Source organism: Mycobacterium sp. Dal123C01 (assembly GCF_052566995.1).
In genome coordinates this window covers 1,319,793-1,336,871 of sequence record NZ_CP199580.1, presented here as the reverse complement: position 1 = coordinate 1,336,871, position 17,079 = coordinate 1,319,793, and the positions used below count along the sequence as shown (strand labels likewise).

The following is a 17,079-nucleotide window of genomic DNA, read 5'->3' as shown; positions in this document are numbered from 1 at the left end:
GCCTTGCCGCCGTGGTCGGCATCGTGGCCGGTATTGCAGTGGTGTTCACCGGGTCGGTCGGCATCCCTCGCGCAGCTGCCCACGAGCCCGGATCCACGCCATTCGTCCGCGTCCGCATCGATCAGGTGACCCCGGACGTCGTCACCACGACGAGCCCGCCCGTCGTCACCGTCACCGGAACGGTGACCAACATCGGTGATCGACCGGTCCGCGACGTGATGGTGCGGCTCGAACACGCCGCGGCGGTCAACGCATCCGCGGGCCTGCGTACCTCCTTGGACGGCGCCACCGACCAGTACCAGCCGGCTGCGGACTTCCTCACGGTGGCACCCGAGCTGCAGCGCGGCCAGGAAGCCGGCTTCACCCTGTCCGCTCCGCTGCGCTCGTTGGCCAAGCCGTCCCTCGGTATCGACCAGCCGGGGATCTACCCCGTGCTGGTCAACGCCAACGGAACACCCGACTACGGCGCCCCCGCGCGGCTCGACAACGCGCGGTTCCTGCTGCCCGTGATCGGGGTGCCGCCCGACCGTGCCGATGCCCTGGAATCCGCGGTCGCGCCCGACACCTCCAAACCCGTGTGGCTGACCATGCTGTGGCCGCTGGCCGACCGACCGCGGTTGTCCCCGGGACAACCCGGTGGCACCTTCCCGGTCCGGCTGGTCGACGACGACCTGGGCACCTCGTTGGCCACCGGCGGGCGGCTGGACATCCTGCTGTCCGCTGCCGAGGTCGCCACCAGCCACGACGTCGACCCCGATGGCGCGGTCGGCCGGGCCCTGTGCCTGGCCATTGACCCGGATCTGCTGGTCACCGTCAACGCGATGACGGCCGGTTACATCGTGTCCAACTCCCCCGACGGCTCCGCGCAACAACCCGGCACCCCGACGCACCCCGGCACCGGGCAGACCGCCGCGACCGGCTGGCTGAACCGGCTACGCGCACTGGGCAGGCGCACCTGCGTGGCGCCGCTGCCCTACGCGCAAGCCGACCTGGACGCCTTGCAACGCGTCAACGATCCGGGGCTGAGCGCGGTCGCCACCACCAGCGTCGGCGACATCGTCGACCACATTCTCGGCATCCCGTCCACCCGCGGTGCGACCCTGCTGCCCGACGGCCCACTGACGGGCGGTGCGGTCGATCTGCTCAACGCCAACAACAGCACGGTTGCCGTCGCCGCCGCCGGCCTGGTCGCCCCCGACTCGCAGGCGTCGGGGCCCGATGCGCCCAACGGTGTCGACACCGCACCCCGGCGGGTGTCCCCGCAGGTGGTGCTTGCGCCGTTCGATCCGGCCGTCGGTGCGGCCCTGGCCGGGGTGGGCAACAACCCCAGCGTCCCTACTTACCTGGACCCCTCGCTGACGGTTCGGCTCGCGCATGACTCGGACACCGCCCGGCGTCAGGACGCGTTGGGCTCCATGTTCTGGCATGCGCTGGAGCGAGACGCCCCGCCGCGGACGCAAATCCTGGTCCCGCCCGCGACATGGAACCTGCACGCCGATGACGCGCAGGTCATCCTGACGGCGCTGGCCACCACCATCCGGTCGGGTTTGGCGGTACCCCGACCGCTCGCGGCGGTGATCGCCGAAGCCGCGGCCCGCACCGAGCCGCCGGATCCGCTGGACGGTACGGCCCCGGAGCGCGGCCGCTTCGGGGAGAAGGTCACCGCCGACATCAGCAACCAGGCCGGCCGGCTGTGGAAACTGACCTCGGCGTTGAGCACCGACGAACGCACCGGGCTGACCGGCGGCCAGTACACCGCGCCGCTGCGCGAAGACATGTTGCGTTCGTTGAGCCAATCGGAACCACCCGATACCCGTAACGGGCTGGCGCAGCAGCGGCTCGCGGTCGTCGGTACCACGATCGACGACTTGTTCGGCGCGGTGACGATCGTCAACCCCGGCGGCTCGTACACCCTGGCCACCGAGCACAGCCCCCTGCCGGTAGCACTGCACAACGGCCTCGCGGTGCCGATCAAGGTCCGCCTGCACGTCACCGCTCCGCCCGGGATGACAGTGACCGACGTCGGCGAGATCGAATTGCCGCCCGGCTACCTGCCGCTGCGGGTACCGATCGAAGTGAACTTCACCCAGCGCGTCGCGATCGACGTGACGCTGCGGACCCCGGACGGCACGCGGCTGGGCGAACCGGTGCGCATGTCGGTGCACTCCAACGCCTACGGCAAGGTGCTGTTCGCGATCACCCTGACCGCGGCGGCCGTGCTGGTGCTGCTGGCCGGGCGCCGGCTGTGGCACCGGTTCCGCGGCCAGCCCGACCGCGCCGACCTGGATCGCCCCGACCCACCGCACCACAACCCCGCCGACACCGGGCGCGAGGCCGGCGATCGCGTCGACGAAGAGCACCGCGTATGAAACCCGCCTACCGGCGGCCCCATCCACGGCAACCGCCGCAGCAACACCAACCACCACCGCCACAGCGACCGCCCTGGTCGCCGCCACCGGGCCGGGTTCCGCCGCCGACGGGACAGATCCCCCTGGGCCCCCCGGGCCCGGACCTACCCACGCGGCGGGTGGAACTGTCCGACGCCGCGCTGGTCTCACGCTCGTGGGCGATGGCGTTCGCCACGCTGATCAGCCGGATCACCGGCTTCGCCAAGGTGGTGTTGCTGGCAGCGATCCTGGGCGCCGCGCTGGCCAGCTCTTTCTCGGTGGCCACTCAGCTGCCGAACCTGATCGCCGCGCTGGTGCTGGAGGCGACGTTCACCGCGATCTTCGTGCCGGTGCTGGTACGTGCCGAGCAAGGCGACCCCGACGGCGGTGCCGCGTTCGTGCGGCGCCTGGTCACAGTCACAACCACGCTGCTGCTGGTCGCCACAACGGTGTCGGTGCTGGCCGCGCCGCTGCTGGTCCGGCTGATGCTGGGCCGCAACCCTCAGGTCAACGAACCGCTGACCACCGCCTTCGCCTACCTGCTGCTGCCGCAGGTGCTCGCCTACGGCCTCACGTCGGTGTTCATGGCAATCCTGAACACCCGCAACGTGTTCGGGCCGACAGCGTGGGCGCCCGTCGTCAACAACATCGTCGCGATCACGACCCTGGGTGTGTACCTGCTCGTCCCTGGTGAGCTTTCGGTCGATCCCGTGCGGATGGGCAATGCCAAGCTGCTGGTGCTCGGGATCGGCACCAACTTGGGGGTGTTCGCGCAGGTCGCGGTGCTCCTGATCGCGCTGCGGCGCCAGCACGTCAGCCTGCGCCCGCTATGGGGAATCGACGAGCGGCTCAAGCGGTTCGGCACGATGGCCTCCGCGATGGTGCTCTACGTGCTGATCAGCCAGCTCGGCTTGGTCGTGGGAAACCAAATCGCCAGTACCGCAGCGGCTTCCGGCCCGGCGATCTACAACTACACCTGGCTGGTGCTGATGCTGCCCTTCGGCATGATCGGCGTGACGGTGCTGACGGTGGTGACACCGCGGCTGAGCCGCAACGCCGCCGCCAACGACACCGGCGCGGTGCTCGCCGACCTGTCGTTGGCCACCCGGCTGACGTTGATCACGCTGATCCCGATTGTGGCGTTCATGACGGTCGGCGGCCCCGCGATCGGCAGCGCGCTCTTCGCCTACGGTCACTTCGGCGGGGTCGACGCCGGGTACCTGGGCGCCGCGATCGCATTGTCGGCGTTCACGTTGATTCCCTACGGCCTGGTGCTATTGCAACTGCGCGTCTTCTACGCACGGGAGCAACCCTGGACCCCGATCGTGATCATCCTCGTGATCACGGCCGTCAAGATCGCCGGCTCGGTGCTGGCGCCTCACCTCACCAACGACCCCCGGCTGGTGGCCGGGTTCCTCGGGCTGGCCAACGGGCTCGGCTTTCTGGCCGGCGCGATCGTCGGCTACTACTTGCTGCGGCGCACTCTGCTGCCGGCCGGCGGCCATCCGGTCGGGCGCGCAGAGGTACGGACGGTCCTGGTGACAGTCGTCGCGTCGATGCTCGCCGGCCTGATCGCCCATGTGGCCGACCGGCTGCTGGGGCTGGCCGACTTGACCGCGCACGGTGGCGCTGCCGGTTCGCTGCTGCGGCTATTGGTGCTGGGCTGCATCATGCTGCCGATCATGGCGACGGTCATGGTGCGCGGGCGGGTTCCCGAAGCGGTGGCGGGGCTGGCTGCCGTCAGGCGCCGGATCGGCGGCCGGGGCGCCGGCCCGAGCGCGGCGCTGGAATCCCGCCCGGCGGCAATGCCACAGGGATCGTCTCACCGGGGCCCTGTCACGTACCCTGAGCAGAGGAATTCGTCCCCGCCGGGGGGTCCTGCGCTTCAGGAGGCGGTCCAGGAGCCGATCCGGCGCAGGCCTCCGGATCAAGCAGGCAACGCCCGGCTAGCGAAAGGACCGGAGGTGACTGACCGCCCCTTCGAGAGCGCCGCGTCCGGCGCTGGTTCCGGCGTGGGGTCGAGCGGCGTGCCGCCGCGGCCGGCCGCCGACGACTTCCAGCCCGACATTCCGCCCGAGCGCAAGCCCGACCCGTCAGGCCCACCCCCGTCAGAGCAGCGCAACGGCGGTTTCGCCGGCGAGCCGGCCCGTGGGGCGATCCCGTACGAAGCTCCAGGTGAACGCGGCGCGGAATCGTCGGGCGACGACGCGCAGTTGGTTCCCGGCGCCCGCATCGCCGGTGGCCGGTATCGGCTGCTGGTCTTCCACGGCGGTGCCCCTCCCCTGCAGTTCTGGCAGGCACTCGACACCGCGCTGGACCGCCAGGTGTCGCTCACCTTCGTCGACCCCGACGGAGCCCTGCCCGAGGACGTCGTGCAGGAGATCCTGTCCCGCACGTTGCGGCTCAGCCGGATCGACAAGCCCGGCATCGCCCGGGTGCTCGACGTGGTCCATAGCGGCGCGGGCGGCCTGGTGGTCGCGGAGTGGATTCGTGGCGGTTCGCTCCAAGAGGTGGCCGACACCGCACCCTCGGCCGTCGGCGCCGTCCGGGCCATGCAGTCGCTGGCCGCTGCCGCCGACACCGCCCACCGCGCCGGCGTCGCCCTGTCGATCGATCACCCCAGCCGGGTGCGGGTCAGCATCGAAGGCGATGTTGTGCTCGCCTACCCGGCGACGATGCCGGACGCCAACCCCGAGGACGACATCCGCGGCATCGGCGCTTCGCTGTATGCCCTGTTGGTCAACCGGTGGCCACTGCCGGAGTTCGGGGTGCGCAGCGGGCTCGCGCCGGCCGACCGGGATGGATCGGGCCTTCCCGTCGAACCCACCACCATCGATCGCGACATTCCCTTCCAGATCTCCGCAGTCGCCGTCCGGGCCGTGCAGGAGGACGGCGGAATACGCAGTGCATCAACACTTTTGAACCTCCTGCAACAGGCGACCGCGGTGGCCGACCGCACCGAGGTGCTGGGTCCGATCGACGACTCGCCGCCACCACCGATCCCCCGCTCGACCGGGCGGGAGTACGCGACCCTGATGCGGCGTCGCCGCAACCTGATGATCGGTGGCGCCGCTGCGATCGCCGTCATCGTGGTCGCGCTGCTGGTGCTGGCATCGATCGTGAGCAAGATCTTCGGCAACGTCGGCGGCGGCCTCAACAAGGATGAACTCGGCCTCAACGGGCCGGGCGGGTCGAGCTCATCGTCGTCAGCGAGTTCCGCGCCCGCGGGCAGCGTCGTCAAACCCACCCGGGCCACGGTCTTCTCCCCCGACGGTGAAGCCGACAACCCGGGCCAGGCGGCCTGGGCCATCGATGGCAGCTCCACCGCGGGCTGGCAAACCGATATCTACACCGACGCTGTCCCGTTCCCCAGCTTCAAAAACGGTGTCGGGCTGATGTTGCAGCTGCCCAGCCCCACGGTGGTTGGTGCGGTCTCCATCGACACCCCCAGCACCGGGACCAAGGTCGAGATTCGCTCCTCGTCCACATCGACGCCGGGCAAGCTGGAAGACACCACCGTGCTGACGCCGTCGACGGCGCTCAAGACCGGGCACAACACCATCCCGGTGCGAGCCGGCGCGGCGACGTCGAACGTGCTGGTGTGGATCACGACACTCGGCAGCACCGACGGCAAGAACCGCTCGGAACTCTCGAAGATCACCGTTCAAGCCGCGTCCTGAGACTCACAACCACGACGTCAAGTGAAGTGCCGCACGGCAACCGATTGGTTACTGTCCGGCCGTGGGCTTCGGTGGATACATCCAGCAGGAACGCAGTGACGCCGAGCTGCTGGCCGCCCATGTCGCCGGTGACCGCTACGCCTTCGGCGAATTGTTCGGTCGCCATCGTCGCCAGCTGCACCGCCTTGCCCGGCTGACCACCCGCACTCCCGAGGACGCCGAAGACGCGCTGCAGGACGCCATGCTGTCGGCGCACCGGGGCGCCGGCGCGTTCCGGCACGACGCCGCGGTCGGCAGCTGGCTGCACCGGATCGTGGTCAACGCCTGCCTGGATCGGCTGCGGCGCACCAAATCCCACCGGACCACACCGCTCGACGACGTCTACCCCGTGCCCGACCGCACCGCTCAGGTCGAAACGGCGATGGTGGTGCAACGCGCACTGATGCGGCTTCCCGTCGAGCAGCGCGCCACGATTGTGGCGGTCGACATGCAGGGCTACTCGATCGCCGACACCGCCGCGCTGCTGGGCATCGCCGAGGGCACGGTCAAAAGCCGGTGCGCCCGCGCCCGCGTTCGGCTTGCCCAGCTGCTCGGCTATCTCGACGCCGGCGCCCGCACCACACCCGACCACCCCGCCGGGCAGCGTTAACACCCCTCGCACGGACCGGGCGCGATCATCGGTCTGCCCATGACGGACACTGGGGCGGATGGGCGAAGCAGAGAACCAGCCGGCGGATCACGACCCGGATCATCGGAATGCGGGAGCGGACCCACCGGCAATGGTCGAGTTGCTCGCCGACCTCCAGGCCGGTCTGCTGGACGACGAGGCCGCCGCCCGGCTACGTAGGCAAGTTCGCGACGACCCGGAGGCCGAAGCGGCCCTTCGCGCTTTGAACCAGGTGCGCCGCGATGTCGCCGCTGTCGGCGCGGATCCGGCGTCGGCGCCCGAGCCACCCGCCGAGGTGACCGCCCGAATCTCCGAGGCGCTGCGATCGGCAGGTCCCGGCGGCTCCCCGAGCGTGGCCACCCACTCCGCGCGTCCGCACATTCGCCCCGCCAGAGTCGCCGCCGGTGTGGCCGGTGTCTGCGCGGTGCTGGCCGCGATCGGCTTCGGCACGGTCGCACTGCTCAACGCACCTGCACCCGCGCCGAGCACCCCGACCACCGCCGAGCACATCACGGTGTCGACACCGCCCATGGCGATCCCGCTCTCGCCGGCCGAGATCGTCGGGCTGCTCGACCACGCTCCCGATTACGGTCCGCTCGGCGACCCGTCCCGCCGCGCGTCATGCCTTGGTGGTCTGGGCTACCCGGCGTCGACGCAGGTACTGGGCGCGCGGCCGATCGAGATCAATGCCCGCCCCGGCGTGCTGCTCGTGCTCCCCGCCGACACGCCAGCCGACCTGACGGTCGTTGCGGTGGCGCTGAACTGCAGCGCCGCCGATACCGGGCTGTTAGCCAGCACCCAGGTCCCCCGCCCTTAAGGTGGTGCCACGTGTTGCGCAACACGAGCGGGAACAGCCACGCTTACGCTGGCGTTCGACACGATTGAAGAAGTCTGTATCTGAAAGGCTCGTATGACCGACTCCGCTCATGACAAAGTCCACGACGTCATCGTCATTGGTTCTGGTCCGGCCGGGTACACAGCGGCCCTGTACACGGCGCGCGCACAGCTGGCGCCCCTGGTCTTTGAGGGGACGTCATTCGGTGGGGCGTTGATGACCACGACCGAGGTGGAGAACTACCCCGGCTTCCGCGAGGGCATCACCGGCCCGGAGCTGATGGACCAGATGCGCGAGCAGGCGTTGCGCTTCGGGGCGGACCTGCGGATGGAAGACGTCGAATCGGTCTCGCTGGACGGCCCGGTCAAGTCGGTCGTCACGGCCGACGGCGAGACCTTCAAGGCCCGCGCCGTCATCTTGGCGATGGGCGCCGCGGCACGTTATCTGCACGTGCCGGGTGAGCAGGAGTTGCTGGGCCGCGGGGTGAGCGCGTGTGCCACCTGCGACGGGTTCTTCTTCCGCGATCAGGACATCGCCGTGATCGGCGGCGGCGACTCGGCCATGGAAGAGGCGACGTTCTTGACCCGATTTGCCCGTAGCGTGACGCTCGTGCACCGTCGCGACGAATTCCGCGCCTCGAAGATCATGCTCAACCGTGCCCGCACCAACGACAAGATCAAATTCATGACCAACCAGACGGTGGTCGCGGTGGACGGGGACACAACGGTTACCGGATTGCAGTTGCGCGACAACGTCACTGGCGAAGAAACCGCGCTCCCGGTGACGGGTGTGTTCGTCGCGATTGGTCACGACCCGCGGTCGGATCTGGTGCGCGGCGTCATCGACGTCGACGCGGAGGGCTACGTACTCGTCAAGGGAAGCACCACCAACACCGCGCTGGAAGGCGTCTTCGCGGCGGGTGACCTGGTAGACCACACCTACCGCCAGGCGGTCACCGCGGCCGGCAGCGGCTGTGCGGCGGCCATTGACGCCGAGCGCTGGTTGGCCGACCAGGATGAGGCGGCTGCCGCCGAGCCCAAGACAGCAGCTGGAAATGCGGACAGTACCGATTTGATTGGAGCACCACGATGAGCGATGCCGAAAAAGCCGGAGCCACAAAGGAAGTCTCTGACGCGTCCTTCTCCACGGACGTGTTGTCCAGCGATAAGCCTGTGCTGGTTGACTTTTGGGCGACATGGTGTGGACCGTGCAAGATGGTCGCGCCGGTCCTCGAGGAGATCGCGGCCGAGCGCTCAGATCAGCTGACCGTCGCCAAACTCGACGTCGACGCAAACCCGGAGACGGCGCGCGACTTCCAGGTGGTGTCGATCCCCACGATGATCCTCTTCAAGGACGGCCAGCCGGTGAAGCGGATCGTGGGCGCCAAGGGTAAGGCGGCGCTGTTGCGGGAGCTTGCCGACGCTGTTCCCAACCTCACCTGAAGGCGATCTACTTTGCGGCGTTGCCCCGCCGTTCAGCCTGGGGTTTTCCCGAAATTGAGCGGGATCTGCGACAATACCGGTTAGCTGTAGTGCGTTTGTGTGCCTGTCAGTTTGTCCCGGAGGGCCCCTGGTATGTCGAGTCCGCGCCGCGAAAACGGCGACGCGCTGCGCTGTGGTGAGCGCAGCTCAGCGGTGACCGAAATCCGGGCCTCGCTTTCAGCGCTGGGGCTGCTGGATGACGCCGACGAAGATTTGTCCACGGGTCGGCATGTGGCCCTCGACCTCTTCGATGAACAGCTCGATCAGGCGGTGCGTGCCTTCCAGCAGCATCGTGGACTGCTGGTCGACGGCATGGTCGGCGAGGCCACCTACCGCGCGTTGAAGGAGGCCTCCTACCGGCTCGGCGCACGCACGCTGTATCACCAGTTCGGCGCTCCCCTCTACGGTGACGACGTCGCGACATTGCAGGCTCGGCTGCAGGACCTCGGCTTCTACACGGGGTTGGTCGATGGACATTTCGGCTTGCAGACCCATAAGGCGTTGATGTCGTACCAGCGGGAATACGGGATGTCCGCCGACGGTATCTGCGGCCCGGAAACCTTGCGGTCGTTGTACTTTCTGAGTTCGCGGGTCACCGGTGGCTCACCCCACGCAATCCGCGAAGAAGAACTGGTCCGCCGATCGGGTCCCCGGCTCTCGGGCAAGCGAATCATCATCGATCCGGGCCGCGGCGGCGGCGACCACGGTTTGATCGCGCAGGGCCCGGCCGGCCCCGTCAGCGAAGCAGATATCTTGTGGGACTTGGCCAGTCGGCTTGAGGGTCGGATGACGGCCATCGGCATGGAGACCTTCCTGTCGCGGCCAACCAACCGCAGCCCCTCGGACGCCGAGCGGGCGGCTACGGCCAACAACGTGGGCGCGGACCTGATGATCAGCCTGCGCTGCGAAGTTCAGTCCAGCCCCTCGGCCAACGGGGTAGCTTCATTCCACTTCGGTAACTCGCACGGGTCGGTGTCGACCATCGGTCGCAATCTTGCCGACTTCATTCAGCGAGAAGTGGTGGCGCGCACCGGATTGCGGGATTGCCGGACGCATGGTCGGACATGGGATCTGCTGCGACTGACGCGGATGCCCACGGTCCAGGTCGACGTCGGCTACATCACCAACCCGGGCGATCGCGACATGCTGATCTCCGCGCAGACCCGTGATGCCGTCGCCGAAGGTATCCTCGCCGCGGTCAAGCGGCTCTACCTGCTTGGCAAGAATGACCGGCCCACTGGCACGTTCACCTTCGCCGAGCTGCTTGCTCACGAATTGTCGGTGGAGCGGACGACCCGGCTCGCCGGCTCTTAACCGTTCTGCTTGTTCTGCAACGTATTTCCCGCCTTCAAAACATTGCCGGACCCGGCGCCGACCGGCTGCTGCAGCTGGGCACTGGCCAGCAAGCGCTCCAGGGCGGCTTCCACCTCGGCTTTCCACCCCAGCCCCTTGTCCAGCTCGAGGCGCAGCCGCGGGAAGTACGGATGTTGTGCCACCACAACGAAACCCACGTCTTGCAAAAAGTCGGCATCGATGATGCAGCGATCCACCGAGCAGTCACCGAGGGACTCCAGCACCGGCCGCGTATCGGGGTCGGCCAGCTGCGGATCCGACAACTCCGAAGCCGCCGGTGTGCGGCCGAAGGCTTCCAGCGCACGGACTCCGCGCCGAACCAATTCGTCGATCACCCGAGCAAGGAGACTGTGCGGCAGGTCGTCAGCGGCATGTCCGAGTTCGATGCCCATGGATGTCAGCAACACCGCGTCCGGTGACACCGGCGCGGTGGGAAACCGATGTGCCCTCGGTACCGCCCCCGGCGGTGCGTACAGAACGTAGCCCAAGCATGGCGGTTCGGTGTGGCTGTGCTCGTCGGAGATCGCGGTCGCGACCTGACCGCACGTACCCCACTCCAGCATCACCATCGACAGCCAGGCTTCTTTTTCGAATTCGGGATCGGCAAGGTGGTCCTGGCCGCCGAGGGTCGCCGGGTCGACCTCCCAGAAAACACATCGGCGCGCATGCTTGGGGAGCTGCTCGAAGGCTTCGAGCCGCAGCGGCGTGATTCGAGCAGACACTAGCCTCCTGGCTTCCGTGCGTACCGCAGCCCATTGCCGCAAGCCCGGCTGATTCCAGGCTGACGGGTAAAACCAACCCCTCCAGGATAGGAGAGTTTGTCACTCTCGGGCCAGTGTTGGCCCCGCCACGTCGACGCGGCCGCCGAAACGGTCCGCAGCGCGGAGCCGCCGTGCGCCAAACGCCGAAAAGGCTTGATGCACACCGGATCTCCGTCCGATCGCGACGCCCGAGCGAACCGAATGCACGCCCCAGAGGCTTGCGGTGTCACAGTGACGTAATTACAGCGTATGACCGGTTATGCCTTGGGCGGGGCCATAGTGTCGATGATCCGCTGTAGATCTTCGACCGAGGCGAACTCCACCACGATCCTCCCCTTGCGCTTACCAAGGCTGACCGTCACCCGGGTATCGAAGGCGTTCGATAGGCGTTCGGCGACGTCTTGCAGGCCGGGCATCTGGATCGGCTTGCGGCGCGGCTGCGCCGGCGCCGCCGTGTCACCGCGGTTGGCCAATGTCACGGCCTCCTCGGTGGCGCGCACCGACAAACCTTCCGCGACGATCCGGCTTGCCAATTCTTCCTGCGCCGCGGGGCCCGCGTCCAGCGACAGCAACGCGCGGGCGTGGCCGGCGGACAGCACCCCCGCGGCCACTCGGCGCTGCACCGCGATGGGAAGTTTGAGCAACCGGATCATGTTGCTGATCAACGGCCGCGAGCGTCCGATCCGCGAGGCCAGTTCGTCGTGGGTGACCCCGAACTCGTCGAGCAATTGCTGGTATGCCGCCGCTTCTTCCAGCGGGTTCAGCTGTGCTCGGTGGATGTTCTCCAGCAAGGCGTCGCGCAACAGGTTGTCGTCTTCCGTCTCCCGCACGATGGCCGGAAGGGTGGCCAGGCCTGCTGCTTGCGCCGCTCGCCAGCGCCGCTCCCCCATCACGATCTGATAACGCGCGCCGCCCGGCGATGCGGGCGCCACTCGCACCACGATGGGCTGCAAGAGACCGAACTCGCGGATGGAGTGCACCAACTCAGCCAGCGCCTCTTCGTCGAACACCTGGCGCGGCTGGCGCGGGTTGGGCTCGATGTCAGCCGGCGAGATCTCGCGATACACCGCGCCCATCCCGGCAGCGGCCGGCCCAGACCCACCGATCAGGACATCGGCGGCCGCATCCCCCATCCGCGGGCCAAGGGTCGCCGGTCCCGAGTCGCCCTCGGCGGGGCCGGTCGGGATCAGCGATGCCAGGCCCCGGCCGAGGCCGCCCTTCTTGCGTAACGGCTGCGTCATGGTCGTCCCTTCACGGATGGTGATTAGTCACGCTGCGCGAGTTCGCGACTCGCGTCGAGATAGCTCATCGCCCCGCGCGAACCGGGGTCGTACTCGATGATGGTCATGCTGTAGCCGGGCGCCTCGGACACCTTGACGCTGCGCGGGATAACGGTGCGCAACACCTTGTTGCCAAAGTAGCGGCGCACCTCCTCGGCGACCTGGTCGGCTAGCTTGGTGCGGCCGTCGTACATGGTGAGGATCACGGTCGTCACATCGAGTTGAGGGTTGAGGTGTGCCTTCACCATTTCGATGTTCCGCATCAGTTGGGACACACCCTCGAGCGCGTAGTACTCGCACTGGATCGGAATCAGCACCTCTGGCGCGGCGACGAGCGCGTTGATCGTGAGCAGCCCCAGCGACGGCGGGCAGTCCACGAAGACGTAGTCGAAGTCGAAGTTCTCCAGCTGCGCCAACGCGGTGCGCAACCGGTTCTCGCGCGCCACCATGCTGACCAATTCGATCTCGGCACCCGCCAGATCGATCGTCGCTGGGACGCAGAACAGGCGCTCGCTGTGCGGGCTGCGCCGCAGCGCGGACTCTAGCGACTCTTCGCCGAGAAGCACTTCGTATGACGAGGGCGTGCCCGATTTGCGATCGGTGATGCCGAGCGCCGTGCTGGCGTTGCCCTGCGGGTCGAGATCGATGACGAGGGTCTTCAGTCCTTGCAGTGCGAGCGCGGCAGCAATGTTGACCGCCGTGGTCGTCTTGCCGACGCCACCCTTTTGGTTTGCGACGGTGAAGACGCGGCGGTGGCTCGGGCGGCGCAATGGCGGGTACGTCGTGTGCAGTACCCGCATCGCGCGTTCGGCGGCCGCGCCGATCGGGGTGTCGAATTCCGCCGATGTTTCACGTGAAACATCCGCGATCGTTTCGCTTGGCGATTCGTCCGCCAGCGGCACCGTCTCTTCCGGCGCCAGCCGCGGTGCGACGGATCCTGCCGTCGGCTGCGGGCGTTGCATGCGGGAGCCGGCACCTTCGGAGCTATCCCGGGGGAAGCTCATCGCTTTCTCCTGTCCGCCCTTGGTGCCGACCCGCGACGCGACCGTTCTGCGCGCTGCGCTATCACCACGGTTGCGGGCGGACGCAAATAGCTCGCGCCACATGTCACCACCCTGACATCAACAGCATGCAACGCCACCATCCCACGCCGGTGCTCTTCGACTTCGGCGGGAGCGCGCTCCCCCTTGATCGCAATCATCCGTCCGCCAGGCCGTAGCAACGGCATGCTCCACTTCGTCAACTTGTCTAACGCAGCGACCGCTCGCGACACCGCGACATCCCTCTCGCCGAACCGCTCGCGTACCCAAGACTCTTCGGCGCGGCCCCGCACCACTTCGACGCTTAACCCTAGTTCCGCGACGACCTCTTTGAGAAACTCGCTGCGGCGCAGCAGCGGTTCAAGGAGGGCGACATCGAGATCGGGTCGGGCGATCGCCAGGGGTATCCCCGGCAATCCCGCCCCACTCCCGATGTCGACCACCCGCTCGCCGTGCTCGAGCAGTTCGGCCACCGCCGCACTATTCATGAGGTGGCGGTCCCACACCCGGTCTACTTCACGCGGCCCCAGCAGTCCGCGCTCCACCCCGCTGGTGCCGAGCAGCACCGCATACCGCTGCGCAATGTCGAGCCGCGGCCCGAAGATCTCGGCTGCCGCAACCGGCGCCGCTCCGGAAACGGGGTCGGGCGTTCCGGCCGGCGCCTCGGCCCGGTCGGAACCGTCGACATGTTTCACGTGAAACATTCCTCCGGTCTTCGGACCTACGGCGTCGTCCGCGAGGCGAACTACACGGATGTAACCCGCTCGCGACTAGTCGTGCAGAACAACAACTCGGCGTGCTGGCTCCACGCCTTCGCTCTCGCTGTGCACACCGTCCACCGCCGCGACGGCGTCGTGGACGATCTTCCGCTCGAACGGAGTCATCGGCTTGAGCTCTTCGCGCTCGCCGCTCTCCAGCACGCGCCGTGCCACCTTGTCGCCAAGTGCGGCCAGTTCCTCGCGGCGCCCGCGCCGCCAACCCGCGACGTCGAGCATCAGCCGGCTACGCACACCGGTCTTCTGATGTACCGCCAGCCGGGTGAGCTCTTGGAGCGCATCGAGTACTTCGCCGGTGCGGCCGACCAATTTATTCAGGTCGTCGCTGCCGTCGATGCTGACGATGGCTCGTTTGCCCTCGACGTCCAGATCGATGTCGCCGTCGAAGTCCAACAGATCCAACAGCTCTTCCAGATAGTCGCCGGCGATCTCTCCTTCGGCGACCAACCGCTCCTCCAGGTCGTCACCTTCGTCGGCACCGGCTTCTGCTGCCGTCGCCTCCTCGGTTTCGTCCTCGACCGCAAGTGGGGTGTCCAAGTCGCGTTCGGTGGTATCAGCGTCCGTCATTCTCTCTCCCTCATCCATGGGTCCGTCCCTGTCTCATTCGGATCACTCTCCGGAGACGGCCCGGTAAAGCTGTGGCGCTTTTGTCAGCGCTTCCGTTTCTTCGGTCGAGCCCCGGGTCTGGGTGTGCGATTACCCGGACCGTTGGTGCCCCCTGCTGCATCCGGGTTGTCCGGTACAGCGTCCGTCGTTTTTCCTTCCGGCACATCACCGTCGGTATCCGTCGTCGGCGCGCCCTCGTCGCCAATCGTCGACGAGCCGTTGCCGCTCGCCGGGGTCGCCTTGCGCTTCGGCTTGGCTCCCGGAAGGGGTGCGTTGGCCGCGCGACGCTCAAGCACTTCCTGCTTCTTGGCTTCGTCCTCTTTTTCGATCATCGTGAACACGTAGTGCTGCTGACCGAAAGTCCAGATGTTGTTCGCGAACCAGTACAAGATGATCGCGATTGGAAGGAACGGCCCACCGACGACCACGCCGAGCGGAAACACGTACAACGCAAGCTTGTTCATCATCGCGGTCTGCGGGTTGGCTGCCGCCTCCGCGCTTTGTCGGGCCACCGAGGCGCGGCTGTTGAAGTAGGTCGCGATGCCGGCCAGGATCATCACCGGGGCGCCCACCGCGATGACCGCGGGGCGGCTGAAGTCGATGAATGCGTCCAACCCGGTGCGCTGCGTCATCGACGCACCGATGGGCGCACCGAAAAGGTTGGCGTCCAGGAAGTGACCCACGTCGACCGCGTTGAACATGTAGTTGCCCGTCAAGCGGTTTTGCACGACCGACATCTGAGGCTGACCGAAGCCCCCCGTCGTGCGGTTGAACGAGCGCAACACGTGATAGAGCCCGAGGAACACCGGAATCTGGGCGAGCATGGGCAAGCAGCCCAGGATCGGGTTGAACCCGTGCTCGCGCTGCAGCTTCTGCATCTCGAGTGCCATGCGCTGACGATCCTTGCCGTACTTCTTTTGCAGCGCCTTGATCTGTGGTTGCAGTTCTTGCATCTGCCGGGTGGTACGGATCTGGCGCACGAACGGCTTGTAGAGCAGTGCCCGCAACGTGAAGACCAGGAACATCACCGACAGCGCCCACGCGAAAAAGTTCGAGGGTCCCAGCAGCGCACCGAACAGCTTGTACCAAACCCACATGATCCACGACACCGGGTAGTAGACGAAGTCCAGGCTGAATACATCAAACAAAAGATTCACTCTCCCCTCGCGGCGCCGGGGCGTCCCCGACGGCGCTGGTGTCTTCGAAGTTCACCCGGCACCCGCGGTGTTCGGAGGCGTGCTCCGGTATCGGGTCCCATCCTCCCCGATGCCATGGTCCACACTTGGCGAGCCTGAGTGCCGCCAGCCAGCCCCCCCGAATCGCGCCGTATTCGGTGAGTGCCTCGACGGCGTACTGACTGCAGGTCGGTATGAAGCGGCATGTCGGCGGGCGCAGCGGCGAAACCATGTGGCGGTACAGCTGGATCAGGAAAACCAGTCCTCGCACGACGGTCCTGCCCGCGCCGCCAACTCCCGCGCGCGCCGGCGCCGTCGTATTCAATGGCTCGTCCCCGCCCGTTCGAAAGCACGCCGTAGACCACTGCGCAGCTCCTGCTCCAACCGGGCCGATGACACCTGGCGGCTCCCTGGCAGCGCTCGGATGACCACCTGGTCGGATTGATCGAGATCGGTCAGCATGCCTCGGACCGCATGCCGAAGCCGGCGTGACACCCGATGCCGGTCGACGGCTGAACCAACCGACTTAGCCACGATCAACCCCACCCGCGGACCCGCTTCGCATTCGCCGCCCCGGCGCACATGCACGACAAGGTCGGGCTGCGCTGTGCGCACCCCGTACTTCACTGCCGCGTCGAATTCCCGTGACCGCCTCATGCGGTTGCGTGCGGGAAGCACCGCCAGAGCCTGTCGATCAGATCAGGCAGATAGGGCGCGACGGCCCTTGCGGCGCCGGCCGGACACAATCGCCCGTCCGGCGCGGGTGCGCATGCGCAAGCGGAAGCCGTGCACGCGTGCACGGCGCCGGTTGTTCGGCTGGAAAGTCCGCTTGCCCTTGGCCACGCCGTTCTCCTCGTTCTGTCTCGCTCGAAGCTTTCCCAGCCCTCCGGCCGCTCACGTTTGGTTCAGCTAGATTGCTTCGTGATTCGGTCGGAAAGTGGTCTTGCTGCTGGCCGGCGCGGTCCCCGGGTACGTAATTCCTGGGTCGCAGCCGTATCGCCGACTTTCGGGCGACTGTATGAGATTACTGACGCGCGT

At 67.5% G+C, this 17,079-nt stretch carries 16 protein-coding genes; 7 read left to right on the top strand and 9 right to left on the bottom strand.

The genetic code is table 11. The annotated features are described in order from the left end of the window. The first annotated feature begins 11 nt into the window (after positions 1-11). The 7 genes from ACTXG5_RS06365 to ACTXG5_RS06335 all read left to right on the top strand — a co-directional run bounded on the left by ACTXG5_RS06365 (position 12) and on the right by ACTXG5_RS06335 (position 10,364). Positions 12-2,369 (top strand): DUF6049 family protein, encoded by a 2,358-nt coding sequence (locus ACTXG5_RS06365; RefSeq protein ID WP_445164285.1) that lies wholly within the window; start codon positions 12-14, stop codon positions 2,367-2,369. Positions 2,370-2,569: 200 nt separating this feature from the next. Beyond that, positions 2,570-6,067, top strand: coding sequence for a lipid II flippase MurJ (locus ACTXG5_RS06360; protein WP_445164284.1), 3,498 nt, complete (start codon positions 2,570-2,572; stop codon positions 6,065-6,067). A 61-nt stretch (positions 6,068-6,128) separates the two neighbouring features. Continuing rightward, positions 6,129-6,716 (top strand): RNA polymerase sigma factor SigM, encoded by a 588-nt coding sequence (sigM, locus tag ACTXG5_RS06355; protein ID WP_445162877.1) that lies wholly within the window; start codon positions 6,129-6,131, stop codon positions 6,714-6,716. A gap of 58 nt (positions 6,717-6,774) precedes the next feature. Beyond that, a complete protein-coding gene (locus tag ACTXG5_RS06350) occupies positions 6,775-7,551 on the top strand; it encodes a hypothetical protein (protein WP_445162876.1) in 777 nt (258 codons plus the stop codon). Between the two features lie 93 nt (positions 7,552-7,644). Beyond that, positions 7,645-8,661 carry a thioredoxin-disulfide reductase gene (gene trxB / locus ACTXG5_RS06345; protein WP_445162875.1) on the top strand — a complete coding sequence of 339 codons (1,017 nt, stop codon included), beginning with the start codon at positions 7,645-7,647 and terminating at the stop codon, positions 8,659-8,661. Beyond that, a complete protein-coding gene (gene trxA, locus ACTXG5_RS06340) occupies positions 8,658-9,011 on the top strand; it encodes a thioredoxin (RefSeq protein WP_445162874.1) in 354 nt (117 codons plus the stop codon). The genes trxB and trxA overlap by 4 nt, the downstream gene beginning before the upstream one ends. A gap of 132 nt (positions 9,012-9,143) precedes the next feature. Beyond that, positions 9,144-10,364 carry an N-acetylmuramoyl-L-alanine amidase gene (locus ACTXG5_RS06335; protein ID WP_445162873.1) on the top strand — a complete coding sequence of 407 codons (1,221 nt, stop codon included), beginning with the start codon at positions 9,144-9,146 and terminating at the stop codon, positions 10,362-10,364. Here the strand turns inward: ACTXG5_RS06335 and ACTXG5_RS06330 are convergent. The 9 genes from ACTXG5_RS06330 to rpmH all read right to left on the bottom strand — a co-directional run bounded on the left by ACTXG5_RS06330 (position 10,361) and on the right by rpmH (position 16,884). Beyond that, the gene (locus ACTXG5_RS06330) at positions 10,361-11,125 is read right to left on the bottom strand and encodes an acetyltransferase (RefSeq protein WP_445162872.1); all 765 of its coding nucleotides are present in this window, start codon (positions 11,123-11,125) and stop codon (positions 10,361-10,363) included. The two genes, ACTXG5_RS06335 and ACTXG5_RS06330, sit on opposite strands and share 4 nt — an antisense overlap. 296 nt (positions 11,126-11,421) lie before the next feature. Beyond that, on the bottom strand, positions 11,422-12,405 hold the full coding sequence (locus tag ACTXG5_RS06325) for a ParB/RepB/Spo0J family partition protein (protein ID WP_445162871.1): 984 nt from the start codon (positions 12,403-12,405) through the stop codon (positions 11,422-11,424). 23 nt (positions 12,406-12,428) lie between these two features. Continuing rightward, positions 12,429-13,448 carry a ParA family protein gene (locus tag ACTXG5_RS06320; protein ID WP_445162870.1) on the bottom strand — a complete coding sequence of 340 codons (1,020 nt, stop codon included), beginning with the start codon at positions 13,446-13,448 and terminating at the stop codon, positions 12,429-12,431. Next, positions 13,445-14,188, bottom strand: coding sequence for a 16S rRNA (guanine(527)-N(7))-methyltransferase RsmG (gene rsmG, locus ACTXG5_RS06315; protein WP_445162869.1), 744 nt, complete (start codon positions 14,186-14,188; stop codon positions 13,445-13,447). The genes ACTXG5_RS06320 and rsmG overlap by 4 nt, the downstream gene beginning before the upstream one ends. Positions 14,189-14,254: 66 nt before the next feature. Continuing rightward, complete coding sequence (locus ACTXG5_RS06310) at positions 14,255-14,827, bottom strand: Jag family protein (RefSeq protein ID WP_445162868.1); 573 nt, start codon at positions 14,825-14,827, stop codon at positions 14,255-14,257. A gap of 83 nt (positions 14,828-14,910) precedes the next feature. Beyond that, positions 14,911-16,023 (bottom strand): membrane protein insertase YidC, encoded by a 1,113-nt coding sequence (gene yidC, locus ACTXG5_RS06305; RefSeq protein WP_445162867.1) that lies wholly within the window; start codon positions 16,021-16,023, stop codon positions 14,911-14,913. Then, the gene (yidD, locus tag ACTXG5_RS06300) at positions 16,007-16,366 is read right to left on the bottom strand and encodes a membrane protein insertion efficiency factor YidD (protein WP_445162866.1); all 360 of its coding nucleotides are present in this window, start codon (positions 16,364-16,366) and stop codon (positions 16,007-16,009) included. The genes yidC and yidD overlap by 17 nt, the downstream gene beginning before the upstream one ends. Continuing rightward, entirely contained in the window at positions 16,363-16,719 is a 357-nt protein-coding gene (gene rnpA / locus ACTXG5_RS06295) for a ribonuclease P protein component (protein ID WP_445162865.1), read from the bottom strand. The genes yidD and rnpA overlap by 4 nt, the downstream gene beginning before the upstream one ends. Positions 16,720-16,740: 21 nt before the next feature. Next, positions 16,741-16,884, bottom strand: a complete 144-nt coding sequence (rpmH, locus tag ACTXG5_RS06290; protein ID WP_003874369.1) for a 50S ribosomal protein L34 — start codon at positions 16,882-16,884, stop codon at positions 16,741-16,743. Positions 16,885-17,079: the final 195 nt, after the last annotated feature.

Coding starts and splice junctions, on each gene's coding strand:
- ACTXG5_RS06360 (WP_445164284.1), top strand. CDS start 2,570: ATGGCGTTCGCCACGCTGATCAGCCGGATCACCGGCTTCGCCAAGGTG.
- ACTXG5_RS06350 (WP_445162876.1), top strand. CDS start 6,775: ATGGGCGAAGCAGAGAACCAGCCGGCGGATCACGACCCGGATCATCGG.
- trxB (WP_445162875.1), top strand. CDS start 7,645: ATGACCGACTCCGCTCATGACAAAGTCCACGACGTCATCGTCATTGGT.
- trxA (WP_445162874.1), top strand. CDS start 8,658: ATGAGCGATGCCGAAAAAGCCGGAGCCACAAAGGAAGTCTCTGACGCG.
- ACTXG5_RS06335 (WP_445162873.1), top strand. CDS start 9,144: ATGTCGAGTCCGCGCCGCGAAAACGGCGACGCGCTGCGCTGTGGTGAG.
- ACTXG5_RS06325 (WP_445162871.1), bottom strand. CDS start 12,405: ATGACGCAGCCGTTACGCAAGAAGGGCGGCCTCGGCCGGGGCCTGGCA.
- ACTXG5_RS06320 (WP_445162870.1), bottom strand. CDS start 13,448: ATGAGCTTCCCCCGGGATAGCTCCGAAGGTGCCGGCTCCCGCATGCAA.
- rsmG (WP_445162869.1), bottom strand. CDS start 14,188: ATGTTTCACGTGAAACATGTCGACGGTTCCGACCGGGCCGAGGCGCCG.
- ACTXG5_RS06310 (WP_445162868.1), bottom strand. CDS start 14,827: ATGACGGACGCTGATACCACCGAACGCGACTTGGACACCCCACTTGCG.